At 73.4% G+C, this 21,654-nt stretch carries 21 protein-coding genes and 1 pseudogene; 15 read left to right on the forward strand and 7 right to left on the reverse strand.

Annotated features, from left to right (window positions below; translation table 11 throughout):
• Window positions 1-243 precede the first annotated feature (243 nt).
• Genes pdhA through EMA09_RS13805 form a run of 3 tightly spaced genes read left to right on the forward strand, consistent with a single transcriptional unit; the run spans window position 244 to window position 3,831 of the window.
• Entirely contained in the window at window positions 244-1,434 is a 1,191-nt protein-coding gene (pdhA, locus tag EMA09_RS13795; RefSeq protein WP_240796387.1) for a pyruvate dehydrogenase (acetyl-transferring) E1 component subunit alpha, read from the forward strand.
• A 1-nt stretch (window position 1,435) separates the two neighbouring features.
• Entirely contained in the window at window positions 1,436-2,413 is a 978-nt protein-coding gene (locus EMA09_RS13800; RefSeq protein WP_129841344.1) for an alpha-ketoacid dehydrogenase subunit beta, read from the forward strand.
• Window positions 2,414-2,439: 26 nt separating this feature from the next.
• Window positions 2,440-3,831 (forward strand): dihydrolipoamide acetyltransferase family protein, encoded by a 1,392-nt coding sequence (locus EMA09_RS13805; protein ID WP_129841345.1) that lies wholly within the window; start codon window positions 2,440-2,442, stop codon window positions 3,829-3,831.
• Window positions 3,832-3,912: 81 nt separating this feature from the next.
• Here the strand turns inward: EMA09_RS13805 and EMA09_RS13810 are convergent, their stop codons facing one another.
• Window positions 3,913-4,485 (reverse strand): bacterial proteasome activator family protein, encoded by a 573-nt coding sequence (locus EMA09_RS13810; protein ID WP_129841346.1) that lies wholly within the window; start codon window positions 4,483-4,485, stop codon window positions 3,913-3,915.
• A gap of 143 nt (window positions 4,486-4,628) precedes the next feature.
• Here EMA09_RS13810 and EMA09_RS13815 point away from each other — a divergent pair, with 143 nt between their 5' ends.
• From EMA09_RS13815 to EMA09_RS13825, 3 genes are read left to right on the forward strand one after another with little or no spacing between them, the layout of a single operon-like run.
• Window positions 4,629-5,033, forward strand: coding sequence for a GntR family transcriptional regulator (locus EMA09_RS13815; RefSeq protein WP_129841347.1), 405 nt, complete (start codon window positions 4,629-4,631; stop codon window positions 5,031-5,033).
• A gap of 16 nt (window positions 5,034-5,049) precedes the next feature.
• Window positions 5,050-5,943 carry an ABC transporter ATP-binding protein gene (locus tag EMA09_RS13820; RefSeq protein WP_129841348.1) on the forward strand — a complete coding sequence of 298 codons (894 nt, stop codon included), beginning with the start codon at window positions 5,050-5,052 and terminating at the stop codon, window positions 5,941-5,943.
• Window positions 5,940-6,941 carry an ABC transporter permease subunit gene (locus EMA09_RS13825; RefSeq protein WP_129841349.1) on the forward strand — a complete coding sequence of 334 codons (1,002 nt, stop codon included), beginning with the start codon at window positions 5,940-5,942 and terminating at the stop codon, window positions 6,939-6,941. The genes EMA09_RS13820 and EMA09_RS13825 overlap by 4 nt, the downstream gene beginning before the upstream one ends.
• A gap of 25 nt (window positions 6,942-6,966) precedes the next feature.
• On the opposite strand, the gene EMA09_RS13830 is transcribed toward EMA09_RS13825, so the two are convergent.
• Window positions 6,967-7,557, reverse strand: a complete 591-nt coding sequence (locus EMA09_RS13830) for a cysteine hydrolase family protein (RefSeq protein ID WP_129841350.1) — start codon at window positions 7,555-7,557, stop codon at window positions 6,967-6,969.
• A 131-nt stretch (window positions 7,558-7,688) separates the two neighbouring features.
• Between EMA09_RS13830 and EMA09_RS13835 the strand changes: the two genes are divergently transcribed.
• The 3 genes from EMA09_RS13835 (at window position 7,689) to EMA09_RS13845 (ending at window position 10,890) form a co-directional block, all read left to right on the forward strand.
• On the forward strand, window positions 7,689-8,684 hold the full coding sequence (locus EMA09_RS13835) for a helix-turn-helix domain-containing protein (protein WP_129841351.1): 996 nt from the start codon (window positions 7,689-7,691) through the stop codon (window positions 8,682-8,684).
• A gap of 92 nt (window positions 8,685-8,776) precedes the next feature.
• Window positions 8,777-9,955, forward strand: a complete 1,179-nt coding sequence (locus EMA09_RS13840; RefSeq protein WP_129841352.1) for an FAD-dependent oxidoreductase — start codon at window positions 8,777-8,779, stop codon at window positions 9,953-9,955.
• A gap of 11 nt (window positions 9,956-9,966) precedes the next feature.
• Window positions 9,967-10,890 (forward strand): RNA polymerase sigma-70 factor, encoded by a 924-nt coding sequence (locus EMA09_RS13845; protein WP_129844024.1) that lies wholly within the window; start codon window positions 9,967-9,969, stop codon window positions 10,888-10,890.
• Between the two features lie 74 nt (window positions 10,891-10,964).
• On the opposite strand, the gene EMA09_RS13850 is transcribed toward EMA09_RS13845, so the two are convergent.
• From EMA09_RS13850 to EMA09_RS13865, 4 genes are all read right to left on the reverse strand, one after another.
• A complete protein-coding gene (locus EMA09_RS13850; RefSeq protein WP_206306067.1) occupies window positions 10,965-12,416 on the reverse strand; it encodes an ATP-binding protein in 1,452 nt (483 codons plus the stop codon).
• Between the two features lie 150 nt (window positions 12,417-12,566).
• Window positions 12,567-13,022, reverse strand: a complete 456-nt coding sequence (locus tag EMA09_RS13855; RefSeq protein ID WP_129841354.1) for a hypothetical protein — start codon at window positions 13,020-13,022, stop codon at window positions 12,567-12,569.
• Window positions 13,023-13,107: 85 nt separating this feature from the next.
• Window positions 13,108-14,085 carry an NAD(P)H-quinone oxidoreductase gene (locus EMA09_RS13860; RefSeq protein WP_129841355.1) on the reverse strand — a complete coding sequence of 326 codons (978 nt, stop codon included), beginning with the start codon at window positions 14,083-14,085 and terminating at the stop codon, window positions 13,108-13,110.
• A gap of 39 nt (window positions 14,086-14,124) precedes the next feature.
• Window positions 14,125-15,324: a helix-turn-helix transcriptional regulator gene (locus tag EMA09_RS13865; protein ID WP_129841356.1), complete on the reverse strand. Its 1,200-nt coding sequence runs from the start codon at window positions 15,322-15,324 to the stop codon at window positions 14,125-14,127.
• Between the two features lie 184 nt (window positions 15,325-15,508).
• Here EMA09_RS13865 and EMA09_RS28365 point away from each other — a divergent pair, with 184 nt between their 5' ends.
• Window positions 15,509-16,285, forward strand: a complete 777-nt coding sequence (locus tag EMA09_RS28365; RefSeq protein ID WP_168220726.1) for a DUF4232 domain-containing protein — start codon at window positions 15,509-15,511, stop codon at window positions 16,283-16,285.
• A 140-nt stretch (window positions 16,286-16,425) separates the two neighbouring features.
• Here EMA09_RS28365 and EMA09_RS13880 read toward each other — a convergent pair.
• Window positions 16,426-16,697, reverse strand: a pseudogene (locus EMA09_RS13880) (hypothetical protein).
• 252 nt (window positions 16,698-16,949) lie between these two features.
• Here EMA09_RS13880 and EMA09_RS13885 point away from each other — a divergent pair.
• The 5 genes from EMA09_RS13885 (at window position 16,950) to EMA09_RS13900 (ending at window position 21,588) form a co-directional block, all read left to right on the forward strand.
• Window positions 16,950-18,158 carry a helix-turn-helix transcriptional regulator gene (locus EMA09_RS13885; protein WP_129844025.1) on the forward strand — a complete coding sequence of 403 codons (1,209 nt, stop codon included), beginning with the start codon at window positions 16,950-16,952 and terminating at the stop codon, window positions 18,156-18,158.
• A gap of 123 nt (window positions 18,159-18,281) precedes the next feature.
• Window positions 18,282-18,434: a hypothetical protein gene (locus EMA09_RS28370; protein WP_168220727.1), complete on the forward strand. Its 153-nt coding sequence runs from the start codon at window positions 18,282-18,284 to the stop codon at window positions 18,432-18,434.
• A 152-nt stretch (window positions 18,435-18,586) separates the two neighbouring features.
• On the forward strand, window positions 18,587-19,183 hold the full coding sequence (locus EMA09_RS13890) for a hypothetical protein (protein ID WP_129841359.1): 597 nt from the start codon (window positions 18,587-18,589) through the stop codon (window positions 19,181-19,183).
• Window positions 19,184-19,450: 267 nt separating this feature from the next.
• Window positions 19,451-20,251 carry an ABC transporter ATP-binding protein gene (locus EMA09_RS13895; protein ID WP_129844026.1) on the forward strand — a complete coding sequence of 267 codons (801 nt, stop codon included), beginning with the start codon at window positions 19,451-19,453 and terminating at the stop codon, window positions 20,249-20,251.
• Between the two features lie 2 nt (window positions 20,252-20,253).
• A complete protein-coding gene (locus tag EMA09_RS13900; RefSeq protein WP_129841360.1) occupies window positions 20,254-21,588 on the forward strand; it encodes an ABC transporter permease in 1,335 nt (444 codons plus the stop codon).
• The last annotated feature ends 66 nt before the right edge of the window (window positions 21,589-21,654 follow it).

A 21,654-nucleotide genomic window follows, 5' to 3' on the forward strand; every position in this document is an offset into this window, starting at 1 on the left:
CGGCTCCACTCCCTCGACAAGTACTTGGACATCACAGTAAATCCGCAGGTCAGGGGCGCTTTCACGTCTTGTGGGCGGCACGGCTACCGTGCTCTTATGAGGCGGTCGTACGGGACCGGGGCAAGGGACATGGAACCCGCTCGGTTCCGCGCGCCGCACCCACCCCCGTGCGCCGTACGGGACCGGGCGAGCCGCACTGGCCGCCCGGCGGACCCCGGGGGCCGGACCGACGGAGGAGCACGAGTGACCGTGGAGAGCAGAGCCGCGCACGGCTCGGGCGCGCGCAAGACCGCGACCGCACCGCGGAAGAAGGCGGCGCGCCCGGCGCGCCGCGGCGGCGGACGGAGCACGGGCGGCGCGGCCGGCGCGATGGTGCAGCTCCTGACGCCCGAGGGCGAGCGCGTCGAGCACCCCGACTACTCCCTCGACATCACCGACGACGAGCTGCGCGGCCTGTACCGCGACATGGTGCTGTCGCGGCGGTTCGACGCCGAGGCGACGGCGCTCCAGCGCCAGGGCGAACTGGGCCTGTGGCCCTCGCTGCTGGGCCAGGAGGCCGCGCAGATCGGCTCGGCCCGCGCGCTGCGGCCCGACGACTACGTCTTCCCGACCTACCGCGAGCACGGCGTGGCGTGGTGCCGCGGCGTCGACCCGCAGATGCTGCTCGGCATGTTCCGGGGCGTCAACCACGGCGGCTGGGACCCGAACACCAACAACTTCCACCTCTACACGATCGTCATCGGCTCACAGGTCCTGCACGCCACGGGCTACGCGATGGGCGTGGCGAAGGACGGCTCCGACGCCGCGGTGCTGGCGTACTTCGGCGACGGCGCCTCCAGCCAGGGCGACGTGGCGGAGGCGTTCACCTTCTCGGCCGTCTACAACGCGCCGGTCGTCTTCTTCTGCCAGAACAACCAGTGGGCCATCTCGGAGCCCACCGAGCGGCAGACCCGCGTACCGCTGTACCAGCGGGCGCAGGGCTACGGCTTCCCCGGTGTCCGGGTCGACGGCAACGACGTGCTGGCCGTCCTCGCCGTCACCCGCGCGGCGGCCGAGCACGCGCGGTCGGGCCAGGGGCCGATGCTCGTCGAGGCGTTCACCTACCGGATGGGCGCCCACACCACGTCCGACGACCCGACGCGCTACCGCCCCGACGACGAGCTGGCCGTCTGGGAGGCGCGCGACCCGATCCTGCGGCTGCGCCGCCACCTGGAGCGGCTCGGCGCGGCGGACGCGGCGTTCTTCACCGCGCTCGACGAGGAGAGCGACGCCCTCGCGCGGCGCGTGCGGGAGGCGATCCGCACCATGCCCGACCCCGACCCGATGGCGGCGTTCGAGCACGTGTACGCCGACGGGCACACCCTGGTGGACGAGGAGCGTGCCCAGTACGCCGCCTACCTCGCGTCGTTCGCCGACCACGCCGAGGAGAACTGAGATGGCCGAGCGGCTCCCTCTCGCGAAGGCGGTCAACGCCGCCCTGCGCACCGCGCTCGACGCGGACCCGAAGGTCCTCGTGATGGGCGAGGACGTCGGCAAGCTCGGCGGCGTCTTCCGGGTCACCGACGGCCTGCAGAAGGACTTCGGCGAGGACCGTGTCATCGACACGCCGCTGGCCGAGTCCGGCATCATCGGCACGGCGATCGGCCTCGCGCTGCGCGGCTACCGGCCGGTGACGGAGATCCAGTTCGACGGCTTCGTGTTCCCCGCGTACGACCAGATCGTCACGCAGCTCGCGAAGATGCACGCGCGGGCGCTGGGGAAGATCAGGCTGCCGGTGGTGGTGCGCATCCCGTTCGGCGGCGGCATCGGCGCGGTCGAGCACCACAGCGAGTCCCCGGAGGCGCTGTTCGCGCACGTCGCCGGCCTGAAGATCGTCGCCCCCTCGAACGCGCACGACGCCTACTGGATGCTGCGGCAGGCCATCGAGTGCGACGACCCGGTCATCTTCTTCGAGCCGAAGGCCCGCTACTGGGACAAGGGCGACGTCGACACGGACGGCATCCCCGGGCCGCTGCACGCGGCGCGGGTGGTGCGCGAGGGCACCGACCTGACGCTCCTCGCGTACGGCCCGACCGTGAAGACGGCCCTGGCGGCGGCGGAGGCTGCGGCCGATGAGGGCACCTCCCTGGAGGTGGTGGACATGCGGTCGGTGTCGCCGATCGACTTCGACACGATCCAGCGGTCGGTGGAGAAGACGGGCCGGCTGGTCGTCGCGCACGAGGCGCCGGTGTTCTTCGGGTCGGGTGCCGAGATCGCCGCGCGGATCACGGAGCGGTGTTTCTACCATCTGGAGGCGCCGGTGCTGCGGGTGGGCGGGTTCCACGCCCCCTACCCGCCGGCGCGCATAGAGGAGGACTACCTCCCCGGGCTTGACAGGGTGCTGGACGGCGTCGACCGCGCCTTGGCGTACTGAGTGAAGAGGTCGAGGAGAGCGTGACGATGGCTGCTGCGGCACAGCGGTTCCGTGAGTTCCGGATGCCGGACGTCGGTGAGGGTCTCACGGAGGCGGAGATCCTGAAGTGGCTCGTCCAGCCGGGTGACACGGTGAGCGACGGCCAGGTGGTGGTGGAGGTCGAGACCGCCAAGGCGGCGGTCGAGCTGCCCATCCCGTTCGACGGCCGGGTGCGGGAGATCCACGTCCCGGAGGGCACGACGGTCGACGTCGGGTCGCCGATCATCACCGTGGACACCGATCCGGCGGCCGGTGACGACGGCGGCGACGGTGCCGTCCCGGCGGCGGAGGCCGGGGCCGGGGAGAAGCGGGAGCCGGTGCTCGTCGGGTACGGCGTGTCCGCCGGGGCGACGCGGCGTCGGCCGCGGAAGGCGGTGCCCGCGCCGGCCGCCGCCGTGTCCGTCCCCGAGCCGGAGCCGGAGCCCGAGCCCGAGCCCGAGCCCGCGGCGACCGTCCCGGCACCGGCGGCCGGGGACGGCGCGCGGCCGCTCGCCAAGCCGCCGGTGCGCAAGCTCGCCAAGGACCTGGGCGTGGACCTCACCGCCGTCGTCCCGACCGGGCCGGGCGGCGTCATCACGCGCGACGACGTCCGCTCGGCGGCCGAGCCCGCGCCCGCGAGCCGCGCGCAGGCCCCCGTCCCCGCGGCGGCGGTCGCCGACGAGCCGCCGTCCGACGCCGCGCGGGAGCGGCGGGAGCCCATCAAGGGCGTCCGGCGGGTGATGGCGCAGGCCATGGTGGAGAGCGCGTTCACCGCGCCGCACGCGACGGAGTTCGTGACGGTGGACGTGACGCGGACCGTCCGTCTCGTCGAGCGCCTCAAGGCGGACGAGGACCTGGCCGGGCTGCGCGTGAACGTCCTGCTGATCGTCGCGAAGGCGTTCCTGCTCGCGATCCGCCGCAACCCGGAGGTCAACGCCTACTGGGACGAGGCGAACCAGGAGATCGTCCACAAGGACTACGTGAACCTGGGCATCGCCGCCGCCACGCCGCGCGGCCTCGTCGTCCCGAACATCAAGGACGCCGGGTCGAAGACCCTGCCGGAGCTGGCCCGCGCCCTCGGCGACCTGGTGACGACGGCCCGCGAGGGGCGCACGACACCCGCCGACATGCGCGGCGGCACGGTCACCATCACCAACATCGGCGTCTTCGGCATCGACACGGGCACGCCCATCCTGAACCCGGGCGAGTCCGCGATCCTCGCCCTCGGCGCCGTCCGCGAGAAGCCGTGGGTCCACAAGGGCAGGGTGAAGCCCCGGCACGTGACGACGCTCGGTCTGTCGTTCGACCACCGTCTGATCGACGGCGCGCTCGGCTCGCGCGTCCTCGCGGACGTTGCGGCGATCCTGGAGCACCCGCGCCGCCTGCTGAGCTGGGGCTGACGCGGCACGAAGCGGCCCGTGGTCACGCCGATGACGTGACCACGGGCCGTTCGCGTCCGTATGTCCCCGGGCGGGGACGTCTCACAGGTAGGGGCCGGAGCGGGCGCCGCCGTGCGGGTCCTTGCCGCCGGGCTCGGCCACGTCGTCCGGCAGGGCGCCCGGCGGCAGCGCGCGGCGCATCTGTTCGAGCTGCGCGCGGGCCGCCATCTGCTGGGCGAACAGCGCGGTCTGGATGCCGTGGAACAGCCCCTCCAGCCAGCCCACGAGCTGCGCCTGCGCGATCCGCAGCTCGGCCTCGGTCGGCACCCCGTCGTCGGTGAACGGCAGCGACAGGCGGCTCAGTTCCTGCACCAGCTCGGGCGCGAGGCCCTCCTCCAGCTCCTTCACCGAGCTGGCGTGGATCTCCTTCAGCCGCGCCCGGCTCGCCTCGTCCAGGGGAGCGGCCTTCACCTCCTCCAGGAGCTGCTTGATCATGCTGCCGATGCGCATGACCTTCGCCGGCTGTTCCACCATCTCGGTGATGGGCGTCTCGGAGCGGCCCTCGTCACCGTCGCCGCCGTCCTTGCCGGGCGCGCCGCTCAGCGCCATCCCGTCCGGACCCACGACCAGGATCTGGGCGTTCTCCTGCGGTGGTTCGTTCCTCGGCTGAGTCATGCCTCCATCATGCAACGCCGCTGACCCGCGCGCCGCGCGAGGGGGAACCACCCGCTGTCCTAGAGTCCTAGGACAACCATACTTGACAGGGCACCCCTTCATCAGCAGTCTGTCTTATTGTCGTAGCACAAGCGGAGAAACACGTGATCGAGTTCGTGCTGGACGGCCGTTCGCGGACGGCCACGTACGTGCAGCTCGTCCTCCAGGTGAAGCAGGCCCTCCGGGTCGGCCTCGCCCGGCCGGGCGACCAGTTGCCGAAGGTCCGTCAGGTCGCGCAGTCCCTCGCGATCAACCCGAACACGGTCCTGAAGGCCTACCGGGAGCTCGAACTGGAGGGCCTGGCGGAAGGCAGGCCGGGGGTCGGCACCTTCCTGATCGCCACCCCGGCCGACTCGTCACCGGCCGACCACACGGACCTGCGCGACGAACTCGTGGCCTGGCTCACCAGGGCACGCGCCGCCGGTCTGGGCCGGGAGGACGTCTCCGCCCTGATCGACACCACCCTGCGCGCCATGCCCGACGCGCCACCACCCGATGACAGCGATTGAGAAGCGGGGAACACCCATGACGGACACGGCCCTGGAGACCAGCGGCCTCGGCAAGCGCTACGGGCGCGGCTGGGCGCTCCAGGATTGCTCGCTGCGACTGCCCGCCGGGCGGATCGCCGGACTGGTCGGCCCGAACGGCGCGGGCAAGTCCACCCTGCTGCACCTGGCCGTCGGCCTGCTGCGGCCCGACGCCGGCCGGGTGCGGGTCTTCGGCGCCGACCCGCACGCCAACACGGACGTCCTGCCCGACGTCGGGTTCGTCGCGCAGGACACGCCCCTCTACCGCGACTTCAGCGCCACCGACCTGATCGCCCTGGGCGGCAGGCTGAACCGGCGCTGGGACGCCGCGTTCGCCCGTGACCCCGTCGCCGGCCTCGACATCCCGCCCGACAAGCCGGTCGGCGCCCTCTCCGGCGGTCAGCGGGCGCAGGTGGCGCTCGCCCTCGCGATGGCCAAACGCCCGCGGCTGCTGCTGCTCGACGAGCCGGTCGCGGCCCTCGACCCCCTGGCCCGCCGTTCCTTCATGCAGGCCCTGATGGGCATGGTCGGCGAGAGCGGCACGACGGTGCTGCTGTCCTCGCACCTCGTCGCCGACCTGGAGCGGGTGTGCGACCACCTGGTCGTCCTCCAGCGCTCCCACGTCCGGCTCGCCGGCCCCGTGGACGACCTGCTCGACGGGCACCGCACCCTGGTCGGTCCGCGCACCGGGCCGGACGGCGTGCCGGGGGTGGCCGAGGTCATCGCCGCGAGCCACACCGACCGGCAGTCCACGCTGCTGGTCCGCACCGACGACGACGGCCGCCTCGGCCGGGACTGGACCCAGCACGACGTGTCCCTGGAGGACATCGTCCTCGGCTACCTCCAGGCCGGGGACTCCCGCACCCGCACCGCATCGGACGTGACCGCGTGATCTGGCTCATCTGGAAACAGCACCGCAAGCAGGCCCTCTTCGCCGCCATCGGCCTGGCCGTGCTGGCCGCGGTCATGGTCCCCACCGGCCTGGACATGCGCGACGCCTACGACGACTCGGGGCTCGGCGCCTGCCTCGCGGACCTCGGGACCGAGCCACTCGCCCCCAACTCGGCCGTGGACGCCTGCAACGCCCTCAGCACCGCCTTCCAGAACGAGTTCAAATCCCTGTCGTACGTCGGCATCCTCTTCGTGGCGCTGCCGCTGCTCGTGGGGCTCTTCTTCGGCGCGCCGCTGGTCTCCCGCGAGGTCGAGCAGGGAACGCACCGTTTCATATGGACGCAGGGTGTCGGCCGCGGCCGCTGGGCGCTCGCCAAGTTCGGTGTCATCGGCGGCCTCACGACGCTCCTCGCCGCGGCGTACGCGCTGGGTGTCTCGTGGTGGTACGCGCCGATGGCGGCCAACGGGAACGGCCGGTTCGGCTACATCTGGTTCGACGTCCAGGGCATCGCGCCCATCGGCTACACCCTGTTCGCCGTGGCCCTCGGCATCCTCGCCGGCACGCTCTCGCGCCGCATGCTGACCGCGATGGCCACCACGCTCGCCGGCTTCGTCGTCGTGCGCGTCGCCGTCGAGACACTGCTGCGGCGTCACTTCATGTCCGCCGAGAGCCTCACCTACGGACTCGCGAGCACCGATGGGCCGAACCCCGCGTCGGGCGACTGGATCCTGAGCCAGGGGCTGCGCGACGCGGCGGGGAACCTGGTGCGCGAGAACGCGCAGGTCGGCTGCCCGCCCGCGGCCACAGGACAGGACGGGGCCGACGCGTGCGCGGACGCGATGGCCGCGCAGGGTCTCGGCCCCGGCTCCCACAACTGGCGGCTCTACCAGCCCGGTGACCGCTTCTGGGACTTCCAGTTCATCGAGACGGGCCTCTTCGTCGCCCTGGCCGCGCTGCTGCTGCTCCTCGCGTTCCACCGCGTCCGCCGCATCGCCTGACGGAGGTCCCGGTACGGCCGCCCCGTCAGACGATCCCCGCCCCGGACGGGGCGACGATCCCGTACAGGTCCGCGATGGTGGCGAGGGCGGCGTCGTGCACCTGGCGTGCGTCCAGTTCGGTGCCTGCGACGGGCAGCGCGCGGGTCGCGCAGGCGTCGGCGACGACGGTGGGGCGGTTGCCGCGCAGGAAGGCGCCCTGGGCGGTGGCCGCCACGCACATGTGCGTCATGAAGCCGGCGATGACGAGGTCGGTGGTGCCCGCGGCGTCGACGTGCCGGTCGAGGTCGGTGCCGACGAAGGCGTTCGGCACCTTCTTGACGACGACGGGCTCGCCGTCGGCCGGCGCGACCGCGGGGTGGATCCGCCCGATCTCGGCGCGGATGTCGTACGGCGTGCCCTCGCCGCCGTCGTTGACGACATGGATGACCGCGGTGCCCGCCCGCCGGGCACGCTCCAGCAGCCGGGCACCGGCGTCCAGCGCGGCCCGCCAGCCGTCCAGTTCCATCACGCCGGTCGTATAGGTGTTCTGGTAGTCGACGAGGACGAGGGTGGAGCCGGCGAGCGTCGCGGGCGTGTCGTCGAGTCCGTTGAGCTGCCGCAGGGTCGTCGTGGGCATGGGAAACCACCTGGGTCATGAGTCGGGGAGCGGGTCACCGGTGCGGTGACCCGCGCCTTCGACGCTAGAACCGCGGCGCCGTGTCGGCAATGTCGTCTATCCTGCAGAAACCGACATCCCCGGGAGCGCGCATGACGACCGCTGGACGGCTGATCGCCGTCGTCCTCTTCGACGGGGTCGACCTGCTGGACGTCACCGGGCCGCCCGAGGTCTTCTCCCTCGCCCGGCGCGAGACGGACGAGGCGGCCGGGTACGAGGTCGTCCTCGCCGCCGAGACCCTGGACCCGGTCACCACCGCCGCCGGCGTCCGCGTCCTGCCCGACACCACCTTCGACGCGCTGGCGGCGAGGCGCCCGGACACCCTGGTCGTCCCCGGCGCGGTCGCGGCGGACGGCCGCGGCGGCGTCCGCCCGCTCACCGACCCGGCCGTGGTGACGCGGGTGCGGCAGCTCGCCGGACTCTCCCGCAGGGTGGCGTCCGTCTGCGTCGGGGCGCACATCCTGGCGGCGGCCGGTCTCCTCGACGGCAAGCGCGCCACCACGCACTGGTCGACCGCCCAGCGGCTCGCCGCCGACCATCCGGACGTCGAGGTCGACCCCGACCCGATCTTCATCCGCCAGGGCGACGTGTGGACCGGCGCGGGCATCAGCGCCTGCCTCGACCTCTCGCTCGCCCTCATCGCCGACGACCTGGGCGAGGCCGTCGCGCTGCGCGTCGCCCGGCAGCTCGTGATGTACCTGAAGCGGCCCGGCGGGCAGAGCCAGTTCAGCGTCCCCCTGGAGCAGGTCGCGACCACGCGCCGCGTCGAGGACCTGCGCCACCACATCATGCGCCGCGTCGCCGAGCCCCTCACCGTCGCCGACCTCGCAGCGCACCTGCACGTGAGCGACCGTCAGCTCACCCGCATCTTCAAGACGGAGCTCGGCACGACCCCGCACGCCTACGTCGAGTCGGTGCGCGTCGAAGCGGCGCGCCAGGCGCTGGAATCGACCGACGACACCCTCGAACGGGTCGCCTCCGCCTGCGGGTTCGGCAGCGTCGACACGCTGGTGCGGGCGTTCCGCCGCAGACTCGACACGACCCCGACCGAGTACCGGAGGCGGTTCCGCACCCGCGCCGGCGTGTGACGCACGCCACACCCGCCGCATGTCACGAACGGCGCCGCAGCTTCCATCTGCTGATCGTCACCGCAACCTGACGACGGAGAGGCGGAAGCACGATGAGCGCACACCACGAGGTACTGGTCCTGGGCGCGGGCTACGCGGGCATGGCGGCCGCCATGCAGCTCGCGGCGAGGACGAAGCGGCGCGACGACGTGACAGTGACGCTGGTCAACGGCAGCGAGCGGTTCACCGAGCGGATGCGCCTGCACATGGCGGCGACGGGGCAGCCGCTCGACGCCCTCGACATCCCCGGGCTCCTCGACGGCACGGGGGCGCGCTTCGTACGGGGCTGGGTGACGGCCGTGGACGCGGACGCCAGGACCGTCAGGATCGACGACGACCGCGTCCTGCGCTACGACACGCTCGTGTACGCGCTCGGCGGCGTGGCCGACACGGCGGCGGTGCCGGGGGCGGAGGAGCACGCGTACACCCTGGACGGCGACCGGGACGCCGAACTGCTCGCCGGCCGGCTCGCCGGGGGCACCGGCACGGTCGCCGTCGTCGGCGGCGGGCCGACCGGCGTCGAGACGGCCGCCGAGATCGCCGAGCGCCACCCCGGCCTCGACGTCGTCCTGCTCGCCCGGCGGGAACCGGGCGCCGGCCTGGCGGCAGGGGCGGCGGCCCACGTCCGGGCCGCCCTCGACCGCCTGGGCGTGCGGGTGCGGGCCGGCGCCGAGGTCGTGAAGGTCCTGCCGGACGGCGTCGATGTCGCCGACGGGGAGCACGTCGCCGCCGACGCCGTGGTGTGGGCCGCGGGCACCCGGGTGTCGCCGCTGGCCGCCGCCGCCGGCCTCGCCGTGGACGGGCACGGCCGCGTCGTCACCGACAGGGCACTGCGCTCGGTGTCGCACCCGGAGGTGTACGCGGTGGGCGACGCGGCGGCCGTCGGGCAGGGCTACGGGGTCATGCACGGCACCTGCCAGGGCGGCATGCCGACGGGCGTGCACGCGGCGCTGACGATCCTCCGGACCCTGGGCGGCAAGCGGACGAAGCCGTTCCGGTTCGGCTACTACCACACGCCGATCAGCCTCGGCAGGAACGACGCCGTGGTGCAGTTCACGCACCCGGACGACAGCCCCCGGCGGATCTACCTGGCCGGACGCATGGCGGTCCGGTACAAGGAGACGGTGACAGCAGCCCCCTGGCCGACGTACGGCCGTATGAAGAGGATGCCCGCCTCGGGCGTGCTCTGGCCGCGCGGCGGCCGTTTCACCCGGAAGGGGGAGGCGCGGTGACCGGCGCGGCCATGGCTCCGGACGAGCGGGTGTTCACCGAGCACCGGTCCCTGCTGTTCTCGGTGGCGTACCGCCTCCTCGGCACGGCGGCCGACGCGGAGGACGCCGTGCAGGACGCCTGGCTCAAGTGGTCGGCCGCCGACCGCTCGCAGGTGGCCGACCCGAGGGCCTACCTGGCCCGCATCGTGTCGAACGTGGCGCTGGAGCGGCTGCGTTCGACCCGCCACAAGCGCGAGGCGTACGTCGGCCCCTGGCTCCCCGAGCCCATCCTCACCACCGAGGACTCGGCCGGGACCGTCCTGGACGCCGAGTCGGTCTCGATGGCGCTGCTGGTCGTGCTGGAGAGCCTGAGCCCGCTGGAGCGCGCGGTGTTCGTGCTGAAGGAGGTCTTCGGCTTCGGCCACGCCGAGATCGCGGAGGCGGTGGAGCGTTCCGAGACCGCCGTACGGCAGGCCGCGCACCGGGCGCGGGAGCACGTACGGGCGCGGCGGCCCCGCTTCACCGCCGACCGTCCGACGCGGCGCGCGGTCACCGAACGGTTCCTCGCCGCGGCGGGCGGCGGCGACGTCAACGCGCTGATGGAGGTGCTGTCCCCGGACGTCACCCTGTGGACGGACGGCGGCGGCAAGGTGCGGCAGGCCATGCGGCCGGTCACGGGGGCGGCGACGGTGGCCGCCTGGTTCGCGGCCATCGGCGCGGTCTCCTACCAGGGGATCGAACCGGCCGACATGGAGGTCGCGCTCGCCGCGATCAACGGCGGCCCCGGGATCGTGTTCCGGGGCGCCGGGCGGGTGATCGCGACGGTGACGTTCGACTTCGACGACGAGGGCCGCATCTCGGCCATCCACAACGTGGCCAACCCGGACAAGCTGCGGGCCGTCGCCGCGGGGACCGCGCACGACGTGGGCGGTGTCCGGGCGGGGGGCGTTCAGTAGCGGCGCAGGCGCAGGCCGGGGAGCCCGGACCCGGCCTGCGCGTCCGTCGACCGGCGCGCGCCGGAGGGCGGGAGTCACCCTCCGTGGTAGAGGCGGGGCAGGTCGATCAGTTGGATCGAGGGGTCGTTCTCCGCGAGGTGGCGCAGCTCATCGGTGAAGCCGGTGCCGCTGAAGCAGTAGAGCCTCGTCGCCTCGGTGGCCGTGCCGTTCCTGATCAGGAGGGAACGGATGTGCCGGAGGCGTTCCAGGTGACCGGCCCCCAGCACGTCACTCCATTTCGCTTCGCCGATGGCGAGCAGCGCCTGGCGGCCCTCCCGGTTCTCGCCGTGGACTGCGACGTCGACTTCGTGGCTGGTCCTGGCCGCCGGGTCGTTGACGGTTCCGCCCTCGACGCGTGCGACGTGCCCTCCCTGGGTGTCGGGTGTCGCATGCCAGCGTGCCCATTCCCGGCAGACCTGTTCGAAGTGTGGGCCGACGACCTTGCTGCGGAAGGTGGACCGGGCCCGGCGCCATACGCCGCCCGCCCGCCCGGGGCGCTCCAGATCGCCCCAGGCCGGGCGCATGACCGCGTGGTAGAAGGTGACGAGCGGCTCGGCGATGCGGTAGGCGGAACGGTTGCGGCGGAAGGCGTCGGCTTCGTGGGTGATCATGCCGACGTCCTGGAGGACGGTCAACGGGTGGGCGAGGTCGGTGGACTTGCGCCCCAGATAGTCGGCGATGCCGCCACGAGCGGCGTTGCCGGCGGCGATGGCTGCCAGTACCGAGTGGTACAACGCGGTGTCGTGGAGTTCGGGCTCCTCAGCGAGGAGGTAGCGGGCCTCCCGGAAAAGCGGACGCGCCGGGTTGAGCACCGCACGCACCACCCAGGCATCGAAATCGTCCGGCCCGGCGGGAGCGTCCTCCTGGGTGAACTCACGGCGGTAGGCGGGCGTCCCCCCGACGATGGCATGGGTCAGCAGCGCCGTGCGCGGGTCGTCGATCTGCCAGAACTCGGCCGCGAGCCGGAAGTCGAGGGTCGGGACCACGAGTTCGAGACCGGCTCGGCCACGCAGGGGAGCATCGCCGGACAGCAGTCGGCCCATGAACGACAGCGCGGAACCGCACAGCAGCAGGCGCACGGGCGTGTTGGTGTGCTGGGCGGCGGGGTCCAGAGCACGCTGGATGATCGAGGGCAGGGAGGGAGACGCCTTGACGAGAAAGGGGAACTCGTCGATGACCGCCACGGCGGGACCGCCCGCGTCGGCGAGGCGCATGAGTTCCACGACCGCCTCGTCCCAGTGTGCGAAACGGAACGGGGTGGGCAGTCCGCGATGACGGGCCAGTGCCTCACCGAACTGACGCAGGGCGTCGGCCTCGGTGGTCTCGGTGGCGGTGAACATGAAGCCGCCGGTGGCACGAGCGACGGCGTCGAGAAGGAAGGTCTTGCCCTGCCGACGACGGCCGGAGACCACGCCCAGCGTGGCGTGCGGGGACGGCAGGGTGGCGAACCGGGTCAGTTCTGCCCACTCGAAGTCGCGGTCGAACATCCCGGCGGGCTTGTCCACAGCACCAGCTCCTCATGGATAGGTGCAGTTATTATAGATACATCTCTCCATGCTCCCGCACGGACGCCTCGCCCCACCGTGCCCCCGCGTGTGACGCGCCCGGATCCTGGGCGGCGTCCAGGCGGGGGGCGTTCAGTAGCGGCGCAGGCGCAGGCCGAGGAGGCCGATGCCGAGGCCGATCGACGCGAGGCCGGCGCCGAGCGACAGGACCGGGAGGACCCGGTCGCCGCCCGTGTCCGCCGTCGCCGCCTGCGGCGATGCGGCGGGCGGGAGCGAGGGGGACGCGGGCTCCGGTGACGGTGACGGCGGGGCCGAGGGTGCCGCCGGTTCCGGCGGGGCGGCGCCGGGGGCGGTGGCGTGCCGCTCCCGGTGCTCCCGCCGCTCCTCGCGGTCGGGGCGCTCGTCCCACCGCGGCCGCGAGAACGGCGGGCGTTCACCGTCCACCGACTCCCGCCCGGCGCCGGGCCCGCGCTCCTCCGCCGCCGCGCCGGCCGGCAGCCCCGCCACCAGCACGATCGCGGCCAGGACGACGAGAACCGTCCCTCCCAGCGTGCCCACCACTGCCGCGACGCCCGCGCTCACCCTCACAGGCCCGCCCCTTCGTGCGTACTTCGTCCGACCGAGGACACCAGCGTCACACAGATGGACAAAGACCGCATATCGGACAAGCGGTTCAGCGGACGAGGACGATCTTCCCGGTGTGCCCGCTCGCCTCCATCACGCGGTGCGCCTCGGCCGCGTCGTGCATCGGGACGGTGCGGTCCACCACCGGCCGCACCCGGCCGTCCGCGATCAGCGGCCAGACGTGTTCGCGCACCGACGCGACGATCTCCGCCTTCTCCGCCGCTGGCCGCGCCCGCAGGGACGCCGAGGCGATGCTGCCGCGCTTCGCCATCAGGGCGCGGAAGTCCAGTTCGCCCGTGGCGCCGCCCTGGAAGCCGATGACGGTGATCCGGCCGTTCGGGGCGAGGGCGTCGATGTTCCTGGCGAGGTACTTGGCGCCGATGATGTCGAGGACGACGTCGGCGCCGTGCCCGTCCGTGGCACCGCGCAGCGCGGCGGGGAAGTCCTGCTCGCGGTAGTTGATGAGGATGTCGGCGCCGAGGGCCGCGCAGCGCTCCAGCTTCTCCGCGCTGCCCGCCGTGACGGCGACGCGCGCGCCGAGCGCCTTCGCGATCTGCACGGCGGCCGTCCCGATGCCGCTGCCGCCGCCGTGCACGAGGAGCGTCTCCCCGGCGCGCAGCCCCGCCTGCCGGAACACCGTCGACCACACCGTGCACACCACCTCGGGCAGGCCGCCGGCCGTCGTGAGGTCCACCCCGCCGGGGATCGGCAGCACCTGACCGGCGGGCACCGCGACCCGTTCCGCGTAGCCGCCGCCGGAGAGCAGGGCGCACACCTCGTCGCCCGGCCGCCACCCGGTCACGCCGTCGCCGACCGCGACGACGCGGCCCGAGCACTCCAGGCCGGGATGGACGGACGCGCCGGGCGGCGGGTCGTAGAAGCCCTGGCGCTGGAGGACGTCGGCGCGGTTGACGCCGGCGGCGGCGACGTCGATCAGGACCTCCCCGGCCCGCACCTCCGGGTCGGGCGCCTGGGTCCACACGAGGTTCTGGGGGCCACCTGGCTCGGTGACGGAAATCGCGTACATGGGGCCGACGCTACCCGCGCGCGGCGGCCCGACCCCTGTTCAGTGCGGCGGCTCGACGATCCATTCGGTGTTGCCGAGCGGATACACCCAGCGGCCGGTGGCGGCGGACGTGCCGCTGGTGCGGAACGGCTCGCCGTCGCCGGCGTCGATGCGGAGGGTGCCCTCCCGGTCGCCGCTCGACCAGTCGAGCTCCAGGTACCACCGCACGTCCCGGTCGGCCGTGACCGCCCGGATGCGCATCACCTCGGGTTCGGACTCGCTGACGCTGCGCGGGAACTCGGACACCCCGTCGCCGGGGACCGCCTCGGGGCGCGCCGCGTCGAGGTCCACGTCGTACGCGCTGACCCGCACGTCGCCGCCGCAGCCGACGCCCATCCCGTACACCTGCCACGGCAGCGGGTCGCCGCTGTCGACGACGCGGACGTGCAAATCCTGGAGGACGACGGTCTCCGGGCCGGTGCCCTGGACGGTCAGCTCGATGAACTGGCCGTCGGCGGGGACGGCGTCCTCGGAGTCGACCCAGCGGTCGGCGTCCTGCTCGCCCGGCGGCGGTCCGACGTCCGCCGGGGCGTCGTCCACCAGGTAGAACTGGCTGCAGGAGTCCTCCCAGGCGTTGGGCACGAGCCTGGTGGCGAAGGGGGCGGGCTCGGTGCCGGCGTCCGCGGTGCCGCCCGGGAGGAACGTCTCGCGGCCGTCGCCGTCGCCGTCCGGGAAGAGCGTCACGACGACACCGGCCGCGGCGACCACGGCGAGGACGGCCGCCACCGACACGGCGACGCGGGCCGCGGGGCGGCGGCGGCGCGGCACGGGGGCCTGCGCGGTCACGGGCGGCGGCGCGGGGGCCGGGGGCGGTACGGGGGCGGGGAGCGGCGCGGGCGCGGCCGGTTCCGGGGCGGGCACGGGTGCGGGCGCGGGTGCCGCCGGTTCCGGGGCGGGCGCGGGTGCCGACGTACGGCGCTCCCGGTCGCGTGCGGCCACGGCGGCGATCCAGCGCCGGTGCAGTTCGAGCAGTTCGTCGGGGGACGCCTTGCAGAGGCGGGCCAGCCGCTCCACCGAGCCGTAGTCCGACGGCAGGGCCTCGCCCCTGCAGTAGCGATGAAGGGTCGACGGGCTCATGTGCAGGCGTTTGCCGAGCGTGCCATAGCTCAGCCCCGAACGGCCCTTCAACTCCTCAAGCAGCACGGCGAAATCCGCCGTCTCCGCAGCCGCCCCCACCGTTCCTCCATCCCGTTCGGTCATCCCAGGCACCCACGTTTCCGCAGGTCACACCCGCTGGAACGTCCCACTGCCCCGGATGCGGCGCCTGGTGTGGCACCCGGGACGGAACGCGCCGCAGGCTTCGGTCATCCAAGCACGCCGCTCCCCGCCGGACGGGGACCGGTGGTGCGGAACTCCGTTCGCCCGTACAGGAAGAGACAGACCGATGCGCAAGTTCACCCGCCGTTCCCGTACCCGTGTCGCCGCCGCTGCGGTCGCCGCGATCGCCGTCCTCTCGCTCAGCGCGTGCCAGGGGGACGAGGAGGACCTCGGGGGCACCGCCCCGCAGTCGCCGTCCGAGATCGCCCCGGCGGACCCGGGCACGGACACGGACACGGAGGAGGAGGCCCCCGGCACGGACACCGATGACGGGACCGACACCGACCTCGGCTCCGACACGGACACGGACACCGGCGCCGACACCGGCACGGACACGGACGCCGGCACCGACACCGACACCGGTTCGGACACGGACGCCGGCACCGACCCGGGTACCGACACCGACACCGATGACGGGGTGGAGGCACCGGCCTGCGACACGTCCATGACGGAGGTCGTCGCCCAGTCCGTGTCCCGCCCGATCAACCACCTCCTCCTCACCGCCACGAACACCGGCACAGAGGCCTGCTACGCCTACTACGCCCCCTACCTCCGCTTCGACGAGGGCCAGTCGGCCGTTGCCTGGATCGAGGAGAGCGTCCCCCACGCCGTGCCGTTCCTGGAGCCCGGCGAGTCCGTGTACGCGAGCGTGGTCCTGTCCGGCGAGAGCGGGGAGGGGGAGACCATGCACTCGCTGGCCGTCGGTTTCGCGTCCGGCGACGAGGAGGGCGGCTCCGTCGGCGAGATGGCGTCCGTCGCGCTCCCCGGCGGCGAGGCGTTCGTCGGCCCCGAGGCAGCCGTCAGCTACTGGCTCACGGACCCGGCCGACGCCCTGATGTGGTGACCCCCGCGAGACCCGCCCCACGGGAACGCGACCGCCCCAGGCCACCACGGTCGCCGCACTCGCCCTGTCACAACGGCAGATCCACCAGCAATACAGCGCCTCCCGCCCCGGCCTCACAGCCGACGGCGGGAGGCGTCCTCTCACGGTGCCGGGTCGCCCGGGTGTTGGGGCAGTGCCGCGAGCACGGCGCTCCAGTCGTACGCCGCCGCGTCCCCGCGCTTCGGTGGGTGCGGCTCGCCCGGGGCGAACACCACCCGCACGCCCTGTGTCCGCAGTGTCTCCACGGCGCGGCCGACGGCGTGAGGACCAGACACACGTCCCACCCGGCCGCCTGCGCCCGCCGTACCCCCTGATCCACATACTCCGCAGGCCCGGCCGCACAGGCGATCACATACAGCACCCGTGTCGTCATGCGCGAAGTCCACAACGCCGCGCCAGCCCCCGCAAGGCCGAAGAAGGGGAGGGGCGAATGTGGGGCGAGTCGTCAACGCCGTGGTGGCCGTGACCGGGTGACGCGCGGGGCCGGCACCGGTCGCCGTACAGCCCGGGGAAAGACGAGCCCTGCCGGTGAACGACCGAGCCACGGACGCCGTTTGCCGTTCCTTGCTCACGGGCCGGGGGTACCGTCCAGGTGTCACCCAAGGACGGCAAGGCGGAGTCCACCATGCCAGCGCTCCCCGCCGACCCCATAGAGGGCATCGGCACCCGTATCCAGACCGTGCGGCAGCTCAGGGGCCTGACGGTCCGCGAGCTGGCCCGCCGGGCGCACGTCTCCCCGGCGCAGATCTCCCGTGTGGAGAACGGTCAGCGGTACGCGAGCCCGAGCATCGTCGCCAGCGTCGCACGCGCGCTCAGCGTCAGCGTCTCCGTTCTCCACGGTCAGCCCTACATCCAGATGCTCCAGCAGGACCAGCTCGACGGGCTGTTGGCCCCCATCAGCAGCGCGCTGGACGACTGGGACATCCCGCCGGGCACCGACGAGCCCCCGCCCCGGCCATTGGCCGAACTGGCGGTCGCGGTACGCACGCTGGAGGCCGAACGCGCCGCCGGCGCCTATCTCGACGTCGCCCAGCGGCTTCCCGCGCTGATCGCGGAGATCAACTACGCGGCGCTCCTCCACGACACACCGGGAACACGCGACAGCGAGCGAGCGCGCTGGCTCCAGGCCGAACTGGGACGCACGGTCTACGTGGTGGCCCGCCAGATCGGGTACGTGGACCTCGCACGGCACGCACTCGGACGCATGGCCGCCGCGGCGCCGCGCTCCGGCGACCCCCGGCAGGTCGCGATCGAGAGATGGGACCGGTCCCAGCTCATGGCGGACGCGGCCCGGCACGACCGCGGCTTCGCCCTCGTGCACCAGGCGCTCCGGGACCTGGACGACGACGGATCGACCTCCGCCCGCGCCGTGCGCGGGGCTCTGTACCTGCGGGCGGCCGTCCTGGCGCGCCGCAGCGGCGACGACTCCACGGCCGAGGACTGGCTCGAGGAGGCCGGTGAACTGGCCGGACGAACCGGCGAACTGACCGACTACGGCCTGGTCTTCGGGCCGACGAACGTCGTCATCCACGCCATGTCGGCGAGCGCCGACATGGACCGGCACGCCAAGGCGCTCCGCGACGCCCGCAAGGTGACGCTGCCCGACGGCTACCCGGCCGCGCGCGCAGGGGCCTACTGGGCCTCACGAGCACGCGCGGAAGCATGGACCGCACAGCACGACGCGGCCCTGCAATCGCTACGACGGGCCCGCGACGTGGCACCTCAGCAGACGCGATACCACCCGGGCGTGCACGAGACAGTGGCGACACTGCTCCGCGCGCGAGCCCGGGCCACCGACGACCTCCGCAGCTACGCCGCGTGGTGCGGCGTTTAGCAATCAGTGGGCATTTGTCAAGCGTCTCCGGGTGATCCGGTGTTGCCAACGTGGTAACGCCAGACCCTTGCCGGCGCGGCAGGCTGTGACTGTCAGCACCTTGACCGTCACAGGAGAGCACCCATGCCGCAACCCATCACACCCGCCCCGAGGCGGGAGGAGAACCCGCACATCACCGTCATCACCGGCCTGGAGGGGCCGGTCATGCCGCTCGGTTCCGCGCCACCGGGCGCGCCGGACGGCCAGGACACGGACGAGTCGGAGGCGGGGGCGTGAGCATGGTTCTCCGTTGTGGTGGGTGCGGGGAGACCGGTCCGGCGTTGACAGTGATCTCGTTGATGCAGGCCGAATCGGCAGCGGGATGGTCGCAGCATGCGTGTCGGTCGTGTCTGCTGGCCTGCCGTCTCATCCCTGTCGTCCACCACCCCGTGTCGAGTTGGGGTGAGCCGCACCAGTGGCCGGACCAGGTTCCGGACGACCTGGTGGAGCGGCTCGCCGACCTGGCGCCGGGTGTCGTGTTGCAGCCGATCGTCACCCGCCTGTTCCGCGCAGCCCGTGCGAAGGCCGAGCACGGGATCGTGGCGGCCGTGGATGAGCTGCGGGCCGCTGTGGAAGCGGCGCCGGGGCCGTTGTGCATGTACTGCGAGACCACCGGCGAGCCGCTGATCACCGTCGCGGCGGGGGAGGCGACGGCCGGACCCGGGCGCGGGTTCCAGGCCTGCCGTGGCTGCCTGGTCGAACAGCGGCTTGTTCCGTTCGTCGCCCACCCGAGCAGCAGCCGGGGAGACCTCCACTACTGGCCCGACATCGTTCCCACCGACCTCGTGCGGCGGCTCGCCGATCTGGACGAGGACCAGTTGGCCGACGTGCAGCCCGCCGTGGACCGACTCTGGCCCGCCGCCACCCTCGCCACCGCACGGACGACCGCCGACCTGGAACGCGACGCCGCCCGCGCCATCGCCGCCGACGCCGTCGACGTCCTGCACACCGCCGTCCGCGACATGGCGCCGGAGACCGACCGATGACCGCCGCCTGGACCGTCCTCGCCCTGACCGGCGCCGGACTCACCGCATGGGCCGGACTGTTCCTCCACATCGCCCGCACCGTCGCCCGAGCACTCGACCACGACACCACCCCCTGAACCGGCGGCGCCGCCTTCCTGCCCCACCCGGGCCGGGGGTGGTGCTGGATACACCTCAGGTCCGGTGTGTGGGGCTCCTGCCCCGGCCCGTCGATCTCCATAGCGTTGAGGGCAGTTGGAGAAGCGACGGGTTGAGGGAGCGGACATCGTGGTGCGACGGACGGGACGTACGGGAGACGGCCGGGCCGAGGGCGGTCCCGGCGGGGAGGCGCTGCGCCTCACGGGGCTGCGCAAGGTCTACGGCGCCGCCGGGGACGGCACGGCCGTCACCGCGCTCGACGACGTGACGCTGAGCCTGCCGGCCGGCACGTTCACGGCCGTCATGGGTCCCTCGGGATCCGGCAAGTCGACGCTGCTGCAGTGCGCCGCCGGCCTTGAGCGGCCCGACCACGGCAGCGTCGCCATCGCGGGCGAGGAGATGACCGGCGGCAAGGAGGCGGCCCGCACGAAGTTCCGGCGGGAGCGGATCGGGTTCGTCTTCCAGCAGTACAACCTGCTGCCGACCCTGACCGTGTACCAGAACACGATCCTCCCGCTGAAGCTGGCCGGCCACCGCGTGGACCGCGCAGGCGCCCGCGCCGTCCTCGCGCAGGTCGGGCTCGGCGACCGCCTCGGCCACCTGCCCGAGCAGCTCTCCGGCGGCCAGCGGCAGCGCGTCGCGATCGCCCGCGCGCTGGTCACCCGCCCCGCGCTGATCCTCGCCGACGAGCCGACCGGCGCCCTCGACCTGCGCAGCGCCCGGGACGTCCTGGCGCTCCTGCGCGAGACCGTCACCGTGCACGGCAGGACCGTCGTCATGGTGACGCACGACCCGGTGGCGGCGTCGTGGGCCGACTCCGTCGTGTTCCTCGCGGACGGCAGGCTCGCCGGCCGGCTGGACACCCCGACCGCCGACGCGGTCGCGGAACGGCTCGCGCACCTCGGCGACACGACGAGCCCGGTGGGGGTGTGACGATGCTGGCCCTGGCACTGCGTTCGATCCGGCGGCGGCCCGGCCGCTTCACCGGCACGCTGCTGGCCGCGTTCCTCGGCGCGGTCATCACCATGACGTTCCTCTCCATGCAGGACACGGCCACGGCGGGCGACGTGGACGACACGAGCGCCGAGACCCTGTCGCTCGCCGGCGGCGTCGTCGGCGGGTACGGGACCCTGCTCGTCTTCTTCGCCATCGCCTCGACCCTGACCGTGAACGTGCGGCAGCGCGAGGAGGAGATCGCCCTCCTGCGCCGTACGGGCGCCACGCCCGCGCAGGTCACGCGGATGGTGACGGGCGAGGCGGCGGTCGTCGGCCTCGTCGGCGCACTGCTCGCGATCGTTCCCGGGATGCTGGGCGGCCGGGCGCTGCTCGCGGCGTTCAAGGACTCCGGGCAGGTCGCGGACGGCGTGGACCACGCGTTCGGCCCGATCGCCCTGTCGGCGGGCTTCGCCGTGACGCTGGTGGCGTCGGTCGGTGCCGCGTACCTCGCCGTGCGGCGGGCCGCGCGGGCCGCCACGGACACGGCGCGCAAGCCGCGCACCGGGCTCAAGAACACGGCGGGCGTACTCGCGCTGCTGGCCGGCGCCGGCGGGGTGTGCTCCACGTTCGCCATGGACCCGGACCAGCCCGAGCTGATGATGGGACCGGCGTACGGCGCGATCATGCTGTCGATCGGCTTCGCGGTCCTCTCCGCGCCGCTGCTGCGCGGCGTCCTCGCGGTCCTCGGCCGTCCGATCGGCGCCCTGACCGGCGGCAGCGGCTACCTGGCCGTCACCACGCTGCGGCGGCGCGCGTCCGGCATGGCGGGCGTCCTGATGCCGCTGATCCTCTTCACCGGCATCGCGACGGCGACGCTCGGCATCCAGGCCGTCGAGCGGGACGCGCTCGACGCGGCGGGCGTGACGCGGACCGTGGAGGACAAGAACCTGGAGACGCTGAACGTCATCGTCGTCGGCATCATCGTCGTGTTCTGCTGCGTCATGCTGGTCAACAGCCTGTACGCCTCGACGTCCTACCGGGGGCGCGAGTTCGGCGGGCAGCGGCTGGCGGGGGCGACGCCGCGCCAGGTGGTGCGCGCCGTCGGGATCGAGAGCACGCTGGTCCTCGTGGTCGGGCTGCTGTGCGGGACGGCCGCCGGCGCGGCGGGTCTGGCGGCGTTCGCCGGAGTCCGCACCAAGGCGTCCTGGCCGGCCGAGGCACCGCTGATCTGGGCGGGCATCGCGGCGGTCGCGGTGCTGGCGACCCTGGCGACGAGCCTGCTGACGGCCCGCAGGACGATGCGCACCCCGGCGATCAGGGCGGCCGCCGTCTGAGCGGCCGCGCCGATGCCCCGTGGACGACGCCACCGCGTCCCACGGGGCATCCGCCGTTCAGCGGCA

The organism is Streptomyces sp. RFCAC02 (genome assembly GCF_004193175.1).
Lineage (GTDB): Bacteria > Actinomycetota > Actinomycetes > Streptomycetales > Streptomycetaceae > Streptomyces.